Annotated in this window: 7 protein-coding genes; 3 read left to right on the top strand and 4 right to left on the bottom strand. The window is 63.6% G+C overall.

Annotated elements, in window-relative coordinates; genetic code table 11:
* Together JNK99_RS10405 and JNK99_RS10400 are read left to right on the top strand one after the other, a co-directional pair.
* Window positions 1-1,344 (top strand): HD domain-containing protein (locus tag JNK99_RS10405; RefSeq protein WP_291852444.1); only part of this gene is annotated, 1,344 nt, incomplete at its 5' end.
* Between the two features lie 134 nt (window positions 1,345-1,478).
* The gene (locus tag JNK99_RS10400; protein ID WP_291852441.1) at window positions 1,479-4,850 is read left to right on the top strand and encodes a transglutaminase family protein; all 3,372 of its coding nucleotides are present in this window, start codon (window positions 1,479-1,481) and stop codon (window positions 4,848-4,850) included.
* Window positions 4,851-5,003: 153 nt separating this feature from the next.
* On the opposite strand, the gene JNK99_RS10395 is transcribed toward JNK99_RS10400, so the two are convergent.
* From JNK99_RS10395 to JNK99_RS17670, 4 genes are all read right to left on the bottom strand, one after another.
* Window positions 5,004-6,014 carry an AAA family ATPase gene (locus tag JNK99_RS10395; protein WP_291852438.1) on the bottom strand — a complete coding sequence of 337 codons (1,011 nt, stop codon included), beginning with the start codon at window positions 6,012-6,014 and terminating at the stop codon, window positions 5,004-5,006.
* Entirely contained in the window at window positions 6,011-6,400 is a 390-nt protein-coding gene (locus JNK99_RS17680) for an ATP-binding protein (protein ID WP_366518753.1), read from the bottom strand. The genes JNK99_RS10395 and JNK99_RS17680 overlap by 4 nt, the downstream gene beginning before the upstream one ends.
* A gap of 18 nt (window positions 6,401-6,418) precedes the next feature.
* The gene (locus tag JNK99_RS17675) at window positions 6,419-6,970 is read right to left on the bottom strand and encodes an ATP-binding protein (protein WP_366518752.1); all 552 of its coding nucleotides are present in this window, start codon (window positions 6,968-6,970) and stop codon (window positions 6,419-6,421) included.
* 267 nt (window positions 6,971-7,237) lie between these two features.
* Window positions 7,238-7,543: a winged helix-turn-helix domain-containing protein gene (locus JNK99_RS17670; protein WP_366518751.1), complete on the bottom strand. Its 306-nt coding sequence runs from the start codon at window positions 7,541-7,543 to the stop codon at window positions 7,238-7,240.
* Between the two features lie 392 nt (window positions 7,544-7,935).
* Between JNK99_RS17670 and JNK99_RS10385 the strand changes: the two genes are divergently transcribed.
* A partial coding sequence (locus JNK99_RS10385; protein WP_291852435.1) for a circularly permuted type 2 ATP-grasp protein occupies window positions 7,936-9,570 on the top strand: 1,635 nt, incomplete at its 3' end.

Genomic DNA, 9,570 nt, shown 5'->3' with positions numbered 1-9,570 from the left:
GGTCGTTATCTGCCGGCCTTCGGCAGCATCGTCGGGCAGTTGCAGCATGATCTCTTCCACGTCTACACGGTCGATCAACACATCCTGCAGGTGATGCGCAACCTGCGCCGCTTTTCGATGGACGAGTTCGCCCACGAATATCCCTTGTGCAGCCGTCTGATCAGCGACCTCGGCAAGCCCTGGGTGCTCTACATCGCTGCCCTCTTTCACGACATAGCCAAGGGGCGCGGCGGCGATCACTCCGAACTTGGGGCGGTCGATGCGCGTGAATTCTGCGGCCAGCACGGCCTCGCCGACGACGACAGCGAACTGATCGTCTGGCTGGTTCGCCAACATCTCCTGATGTCACGCGTCGCCCAGAAACTGGACGTCTCGGACCCTGCCGTGGTGGCGGAATTTGCCCGCGCCGTAGGTGACGAGCGACACCTGATCGCCCTCTACCTGCTGACCGTGGCCGACATCCGCGGCACCAGTCCCAAGGTCTGGAACAACTGGAAAGGACAGCTCCTCGAACAACTGTTCACGGCGACGCGGCGACAGTTGCTCTCGCACGAGGCGACGCTGATGAGCGACGGCGTGATTGCCCAGCGGCAGCGGGAAGCCATCCGCCTGATGCGTTACCATGCGCTGCCGGAAGCCGCACATGAAGCCTTGTGGCGTCAGCTCGACACGGTGTACTTCCTGCGCCAGTCGGCCGAGGAGATCGCCTGGCATGCGCGTGCCCTGTACGAAAGCCACGATGGCGAGCGTCCGGTGGTCCGGGCGCGCCTCAATCCGCTCGGCGCCGGGCTCGAGGTGATGGTCTACACGCACGATCAGCCCGACCTCTTCCTGCGCATGGTCGGTTTTTTCAGTCGTGCCGGTTACAGTATCGTCGATGCCAGAATTCACACCACCGCCCATGGCTATGCCCTTGACACCTTCGTCTTGCTCGACCTCAGTGAACGCGACGCCGACCGGCAGATGATCAGCTATATCGAGCATGAACTGGGCGATCGCCTGGCTCATCGGGCGCTGCCGGATGCCCCGGTGAACGGACGCGTCTCGCGTCAGGTGCGGCATTTTCCTATGCAGCCACAGGTCAGCATCCAGCCACTGGTCAGCCTCGAGGCCGATGAAACCGGCCGGCTCTTCGTGCTCACGGTGGTGGCCGCCGACCGCCCCGGCCTGCTCTTCATCGTCGCCCGCGAACTCGCCGGACACGGGGCGAATCTGCATACCGCCAAGATCGCCACACTTGGCGAACGGGTCGAAGATACCTTCCTGATCAGCGGCGGGCATCTCGAGGAAAGCGCCAGTCGTGTGCGGCTCGAGACGCACCTGCTGAAAGAATTGCAGCCTTGAGCGGGCAATGTTTCTCGACAGCCGAAAGATTACCGTGCATTCCTTGCACGCATCGCGTTGGCGGGGCAGCTCGGCTATCGAACTGTCACCCCTGCCTGTAGAATTTATCCGATTCACTGCTTCCGGAGCTGACCGTGTCGATTCATGTCGCCCTCAATCACCTGACCCACTATCGTTACGACCGTCCGATCGCGCTTTCACCGCAGGTCGTCCGGCTGCGGCCGGCGCCGCATTCGCGGACGCCGATTCTCAGCTACTCGCTGAAGATCACCCCGGCGCGGCATTTCATCAACTGGCAGCAGGACCCGCAGGCAAACTATCTTGCCCGCCTGGTCTTTCCCGAGAAGACGCGCGAGTTCTGCGTCGAAGTCGACCTGGTGGCCAGCATGTCGGTGATCAATCCCTTCGACTTCTTCCCCGAACCCTATGCCGCGAACTTTCCCTTCACCTACGAGGCCTGGCAGCAGGAAGAGCTCGAGCCCTATCTGCAGTGCCTGCCGCTGACCCCCTTGCTGCGCGGCTTCCTCGGGACGATTCCGCGCGATACCCGAGGCAGTGTCGATTTTCTCGTCGATCTCAACCGTCGGGTGCAGCATGCGGTGAGCTATGTCATCCGCCTGGAACCCGGCGTACAGACGCCCGAGGAGACGCTTGCCCTGGCCCGTGGCTCGTGTCGCGATTCGGCCTGGCTGCTGGTACAGCTCCTGCGGCACCTTGGTCTGGCGGCGCGTTTCGTTTCCGGCTATCTGATCCAGCTCGTGCCCGATGTGAAGGCGCTCGACGGCCCGTCGGGGACCGACCACGACTTCACCGATCTGCATGCCTGGTGTGAGGTTTACCTGCCTGGCGCCGGCTGGATCGGACTCGACCCGACCTCGGGCCTGTTTGCTGGCGAGGGCCACATCCCGCTGGCGTGTTCGCCGCAGCCATCTTCCGCGGCGCCGATCACCGGCCTCGCCGAGAAGTGTGAGTGCAGCTTCGAGCATCACATGAAGATCGAGCGCGTCTGGGAGGCGCCGAGAGTCACCCGGCCATACAGCGAGGAACAGTGGCTGGCGATCGAAACGCTGGGCCATCAGATCGACGCCGACCTCACGGCCGGCGACGTCCGCCTGACGATGGGCGGCGAGCCGACCTTTGTCTCGATCGACGACCATGACGGTGCCGAGTGGAACACCGACGCCCTCGGCCCAACCAAGCGCATCCGCGCGGCGGAGATCTACCATCGTCTGCGCGAGCGCTACGCGCCCCGAGGTCTGCAGCACTTCGGTCAGGGCAAGTGGTATCCCGGCGAGCAATTGCCGCGCTGGTCGCTGAACTGCTTCTGGCGGCGCGACGGCCAGTCGGTATGGCACAATCCCGCGCTTTACGCCGACGAAAGACGCGACTACGGTGCCGACGCGGCACTCGCCGGGCGCTTCCTGCAGACGCTTGCCGGGCGCCTGGGGCTCGACCCGAAGCATGTCTTTCCAGCCTACGAGGATATCTACTATTACCTCTGGCGTGAACATCGCCTGCCGATCAACGTCGACCCGTTCGACTCCCGGCTCGATGACCCTCTCGAACGCGAGCGTCTGAACAGAATATTTCGCCAAGGGCTCGACGAGGTCGTTGGCCATGTCCTGCCCATCAAGCGTGCGGCTTCGGGTGGCTGGCAAAGCGGCCCCTGGTTCCTGCGCGGCGGCCGTTGTTATCTGATCCCGGGCGACTCGCCGATCGGTTATCGTCTGCCGCTCGACTCACAGCCCTGGGTGGCCAAGGAGGATTACCCGTACATCCACGCTCCCGATCCGACGCAGACCTTTCCGCCCTTGCGTCCGCATGCCGAGATCCGCGCCCAATTTGCGGTCAGCCACAGCGAGGACCTGGCCGCCGAGCAGGCGGCCCTGACTGGCGACCATTTCTCCGATCGGGCGCTCGAGCAGACCGCCGGGAGTCCGGTGTCGGCCGCTGGCCGGCAGACGCGCGATCCGGCCGCCGCGTCGGTCATCCGCACCTCGGTTTCGGCGCAGGCGCGCAACGGCGTGCTCTATCTCTTCATGCCGCCGACCGAAACGCTTGATGATTACCTCGATCTGGTGGCGGCTGTCGAAGCAACTGCCGAGGTACTGGCGGCGCCGATCATCGTCGAAGGTTACGAGCCGCCGTCCGATCCGCGCCTGACCAACTTCCGCGTCACGCCGGATCCCGGGGTGATCGAAGTCAACATTCAGCCGTCCGCCAACTGGGACGAACTGGTCGACCGCACGACCCATCTCTATGAAGCGGCCCACCTGTCCCGCCTGTGTACCGAGAAGTTCATGCTCGACGGGCGTCACACCGGCACCGGCGGCGGCAACCACTTCGTTTTCGGCGGCGCCAGCGTCCTCGACTCGCCTTTCCTGCGCCGACCAGACCTGCTGCGCAGCCTGATCAGCTACTGGCACAACCATCCGTCGCTGTCCTACCTTTTCTCCGGGTTGTTCATCGGCCCGACCAGCCAGTCGCCACGCGTCGATGAGGCGCGCAACGATTCGGTGTATGAACTCGAGATCGCCTTCAGCCAGTTTCCGGCGGTTTCCGGGAATGATCGCGAGTGCGTCGCACCGTGGATCGTCGACCGCGTGCTGCGCAACCTGCTGATCGACTCGACCGGCAACACGCACCGCGCCGAGTTCTGCATCGACAAGCTCTACTCGCCAGACGGGCCGAACGGCCGCCTCGGCCTGCTCGAAATGCGCGCTTTCGAGATGCCGCCGCATGCGCGCATGTCGCTCGCCCAGCAGCTCCTGCTGCGGGCACTGATTGCCCGCTTCTGGCACAACCCCTACGCGCCCGAGCGGCTGGTTCGCTGGGGCACCGAACTGCACGACCGCTTCCTGCTGCCGCACTTCGTCCAGCAGGACTTCGACGACGTCATCGCCGAGTTGCGAGCGGCCGGCTACGCGCTCGAAGGCGCGTGGTTCGCACCACACTTCGAGTTCCGTTTCCCGCTGCATGGTCGCATTTCCGCCCAGGGGATCGATCTCGAACTGCGCCACGCACTCGAACCCTGGCATGTGATGGGCGAGGAGGGGGCGATCGGCGGCACCGTGCGCTACGTCGATTCATCGCTCGAGCGTCTGCAGATCAAGGTGACCGGGATGGCTGGCGAGCGCTACGTGGTGAGCTGCAACGGTCGTGCCTTGCCGTTGCGCTCGACCGGCAAGGTCGGCGAGTTCGTTGCCGGCGTGCGTTATCGGGCCTGGAATCCACCCTCGGCGCTGCACCCGACGATCGGGGTGCACGCGCCGCTGGTCTTCGACCTGGTCGATACCTGGATGCGCCGCTCGCTCGGTGGCTGCCAGTATCACGTCGAGCACCCCGGTGGGCGCAACCCCGACCGCTACCCGGTCAATGCCAACGAGGCGGAGGGCCGCCGGCTGGCGCGCTTCATCCCCTTTGGTCACACGCCCGGGGCTTTCGATCTGCAACCGGTGCCAGCCAATGCCGGCTTTCCGTTTACCCTGGACCTGCGGCGATCGTGAAAGGTCTTTGCAGGGGGCCTTGGCGGCCGTCTCCCCTTGCGCGCCGTATTACGACAGGCGCGGCGCAAGGATGGGTCGAACCTGCTCGGAGGCATGACGAGGAATGACTCGCGGCATCCGCCAGAGGTGCCGCCCGTGGCTCTCCGGGTACAGTCAGATCCTCCCCGGTTCCTGGCCGATGCGTTTCAGGATATCCGCTGCCAGCGTCCTGAAATCGCTCGCTGCATCTTTCACGGCGTATGAATGGCTGCCAATGGCACCGTCGGCCGTGGTGAGCTGAAAGATCGGCTTGCGTGCTTCCTGGGCCATCGGGACCAGACTGCGGTAATGCTTCAGCCTGGCGAGGCAGTCGTCATCGATCGGCTGGGTCGGCGGCGATGTTGTCTGATTCAGGACCTTTTGCCGATAGGTCGACGGGATTCGGTCAGCCCACTTTCGGTAAGCCTTGGCGGGACGCGACAGGCGCTCGCTGTGCTGCATGAGGAGGTATCCCACGGGTTTCATGGACCCGGCCGGCAGCGGGAAAGCCGGCGTTGTCCAGTTGTCCACGCGTCTTTTCCAGTCCGCTCGCCAGGCAAGCAAGGTGGGACCAAGGTTGCGCAGCCCTTGCAGCGAAAAGAGATCGGCGGCGAGCGGAATGACGACGTGGTCGGTGCCGATCAGCGCAGAACGGTTGATTGCCCCGAGGTTGGGCCCGACATCCGCCAGGATGATGTCGGCTGCATGCTGTCGGGCAGCCATCTGGGCGACCTGCCAAAATGACGACAAAATGCGGAACGGGCGATAAAGACTGCTGGAGCCAAGTGCATTGGGCCATTCCTGCGACAGAAAGTCCTCGAATCCAGCCAGTGCCAGATCGCCGGGCGCCAGATGCAGACGCGGGTTGATCGACCGGGTTTGCGGACCAAGGATGTCGCCAACTTCGGTCAGAGGCCGAATGCATTGATAAATCGTGCCGTTGCGCTGGCCGGTGTCGTCCTGGTCCCACAAGAGCTCCAGGTCGTCTTCCGGGAGAAAGGCCGACGTGAGATTCGCCTGGGGATCGAGGTCGATGGCTACCACCCGCTTACCCATCTCGGAAAGCATCCACGCCAGATGAAACACCAGCGAGGTCTTGCCGACCCCCCCCTTGTTGTTGAAGAAGGTAAGCACCGGGACGCTCATGCTGCTCTCCGCACGGTGGCGAGCACGACCGTTGGCTCGACCTGGAACTCCGGTGGAGGGTTGCCGTTGGCGGCCAGTGAGCGGCGGGCTTCGGCGATGCCAAAGCCGAAACGCTGTACAAACCCCATGGTTTTGAGCACCGCTGCTACGTAGGGATTGCGGTAGTCACTGACTCCCGGACGGCCAAAGTTTTCGGCCGTCACCGTTCCGTACGGTCCACCGGGATTGGTGATTTCAATGCGATCATCGAACCAGTAGACACGCACCGGCGCGTTGGTACCTTCGTAGCTGCGGTGCATGACTGCGTTGCGAGTCAGTTGCTGCAAGGCGCTCAACGGGTAGGGAGTGGAGCGAATCTCCGTCGTCGTGCCCGAAGAGAAGTCCACCGAGAGGTCAGGCTTGCTCTAATCTTGTCGTCCAGTCTGCGAAGAACCAGGTCGAGTGTGCCGTCGAGTTCCTGCTCGTCGGCGATCGGATTTCACCAGGTGGTCCCACGAATGCGCAGGAACTGGACATAGGTGCATGGCAACGATACGTTCGTCCTGCGCACTTGCCAGTCCCCGCCGCGGTCCGACCCGAATCCAGATCCACCCCTCATAGCGCACCGGTGGTGCATCAGCCGGCCAAACCGTCACGACGGCCAGCGGCGTACCTTTGAGAATTCGACGTTCCACCGTCAGTGTCGGGGGCGGCACGGTCCTGCCATCCGTTTTCATATCGGAAAGGGTCTGCAGCAATTTGTCGGTAACCTCGATGTTGGCAACGCTGCCGTCGTCATCGGCTCCGACAAACACGACACCTGGCTGACCGTGGTTGGGCAAGTCATTGGCGAAGGCACACACGGCTTGCCGGGCCTTCTCGGGGGCATCTCCCGTCCACGCTCTCTTGCGCTCGCTACAATCGGATTCCAGGTTGTCAAGCAGGTCGGTCAGTTCTTCATCACTCAGTCGATTCATGGTGCAACCTTCCGGTAGTGGGTAAAGCGTACCGCGCCTCGACCCGGACAGCCCTGTTGCCGCGCTTTGGAGCCCGTTCGATCCATTTTCGGCCAAAGTGCCAGGAGAACTGGTGGTGTATCAATGTGATACGCGGCTGAGCCGACTTCAAGGATCCGGGTCAGCGACGGAATTCGTCGAAGAAAGGATGATCGATTTCATACGTCGTCAAGGGACGCAAGCCAAGTTCCAGTGTCTGCAGCATGTCGATGAGTTTCTCGCCGTCGATCAGTTCAATTGGTGGACCACCATCGTGCAAAGCTTCTCGGTGAGGCTCCAGACGCCACGCTTTGACGACTCGAGGAGAGCCTCGCGCGTCAGATAATGACGTGCCCAAGCGAACTGATTGGCTAAACGCGGTCGACCCGATGGCAGCCGCTCGTTGTGCACTTCGTCCGTGAGAGAGAGGTCGGCCGCGATCTGCTCGACCACCCCGTCAGGGGTTCCCGAACCACCCAGCCTGCGCAGAGCACTGAGCAATGGTCCGAACCACCTTACGAACTGGGAACCTTCCTGGTGCTTGCGTCTGGCCATGGGGTGGGGAGTTGATGGGTCACCAGCCAGCGGTTGCCGTCCACAAAAGCGCTGCATCGCGTTGCTGACCCAGGGAAAGCCCTGTGCCGTTACGATGAGTATAGGTGCGTGCAGCGAGCACGGTCAATCCGGGAATCTTGCGTGGTATTTCCGCAAGTGCCAAGGAAGTCAGGGTGTAGAAAATCTTTGCCAGGGTGGGTGCTGGAGCAAGCGGCGGGGATCGGATGAGAGTCTGCTGCCATGCTGGTTCGCTCAGGCCGGTGAGGGTTCGCCGTGACACGAAGGTTCGCTCCTATCCTATTGCGCCAGTCAATGCCGGCTGCCGGTTTACGCTAGACTTGCGGCCATCCTGAAACCAACTGGCGCCGGAATGATTTTCCGCGCCCTTCCGCATGCCGCCTTCCCTGCTTGCCAGCTACCCGAAGGAAAGCGATCGTTTCGACGAGATGCTCGCCGAGGACGGCAGCGTACGCCCGGCGTGGCAGGCCTTTTTCGCCCAGCTCGACGCGGTCACACCCGAGCAGATGGGTCATCGGCTCGATTACGTGCGGCGGCGCATTCTCGAGAACGGCGTCACCTACAACGTCTATGCCGATCCGAAAGGCGCCGACCGACCCTGGGAACTCGATCCGCTACCGCTCATCCTGTCCCCTGGCGAGTGGCAGCAACTGGCTGGCGCCGTGACGCAGCGGGCCCGCCTGCTGAACGCCGTGCTCAAGGATCTCTACGGGCCGCAGGACCTCCTGCGCGACGGCAGCCTGCCGCCGGCTCTGGTTTTCGGTCACAACAACTTTCTCTGGCCGTGTCAGGGCGTACGGCCAGCCGGCGACATTTATCTGCATCTCTACGCGGCGGACCTCGCCCGCTCGCCCGATGGTTGCTGGTGGGTGATTGCCGATCGCACGCAAGCGCCTTCCGGTGCTGGCTATGCACTCGAGAACCGCACCATTGTCGGCCGGGTTTTCTCCGAACCGTTCCGCGACCTGCATGTCCAGCACCTGGCCTCCTTCTTTCGCAACCTGCAGGACAGCCTCGCCTATTGGGCGGTGGCAGCCGGTGAGACGCCCCTGATCGTGCTGCTGACGCCCGGCCCGTACAACGAAACGTATTTCGAGCACGCCTATCTGGCGCGCTACCTCGGTTTCCCGCTGGTCGAGGGAAATGATCTGACGGTGCGCGGCGAGCGCGTCTACCTGCGTACCCTCGGTGGCCTGCGCCGGGTGCATGCCATCCTGCGCCGGCTGGATGACGATTACTGCGATCCGCTCGAACTGCGCGGTGATTCGGCACTCGGCATTCCTGGCCTGCTGCAGGCGGTGCGTGCCGGCAACGTCCTGGTGGCCAATGCACTGGGCAGCGGCCTGCTCGAGTCGGCGGCACTGCCCGGTTTCCTGCCCGGTATTTGCGAAAAGCTGCTCGGCGAGCCGCTGCAGATGCCGTCGGTGGCCACCTGGTGGTGCGGCGAGCAGAGTGCGTTGGAGTTTGCCATCGAGCACCTCGACGAGCTGGTGATCAAGGGCTCCTACCCCTTGCAGCGTTTCGATCCGATCTTCGGCAACGAATTGAGCGGCAGCGAGCGAGCCGAGATGATCAGCCGCCTGCGCACCCGGCCGCAGGCCTACGTTGCCCAGGAGCTGGTCAATTTCTCGCAGGCACCGGCCTGGAGCGAGAGCCGCGAGCGCGCCCTGCTGCCGCGTGGCGTCGGCTTGCGCGTTTTCGTGGCCGCCACGCCCGACGGCCACGTCGTCATGCCGGGCGGCCTGACGCGTGTCTCCGCGGTGTCCAACGCGCGCATCATCTCGATGCAGCGCGGTGGTTCGAGCAAGGACACCTGGGTGCTGACCGACCAGGCGGTGAATACCTTCAGTCTGCTCAAACACTCGGTCGGCAAGGCCGACCTGGTGCGCGGCGGGCGCAACCTGTCGTCGCGCGTGGTCGAAAACCTTTACTGGGTCGGGCGCTACGCCGAACGCTGCGACAAGACTGCGCGCCTGCTGCGCGTCGCCCTCTCCCGTCTGGTCGATACC

The organism is Accumulibacter sp., from assembly GCF_016789985.1.
Classification (GTDB): Bacteria; Pseudomonadota; Gammaproteobacteria; order Burkholderiales; family Rhodocyclaceae; genus Accumulibacter.
The sequence above is the reverse complement of the archived record's forward strand: the minus strand, read 5'-3'. Positions and strand labels throughout refer to the sequence as shown.

What these genes read in the sequence shown, in the direction of transcription:
- JNK99_RS10395 (WP_291852438.1), bottom strand. Translation starts at nt 6,014, where the DNA reads ATGAGCGTCCCGGTGCTTACCTTCTTCAACAACAAGGGGGGGGTCGGC.
- JNK99_RS17675 (WP_366518752.1), bottom strand. Translation starts at nt 6,970, where the DNA reads ATGAATCGACTGAGTGATGAAGAACTGACCGACCTGCTTGACAACCTG.
- JNK99_RS17670 (WP_366518751.1), bottom strand. Translation starts at nt 7,543, where the DNA reads ATGGCCAGACGCAAGCACCAGGAAGGTTCCCAGTTCGTAAGGTGGTTC.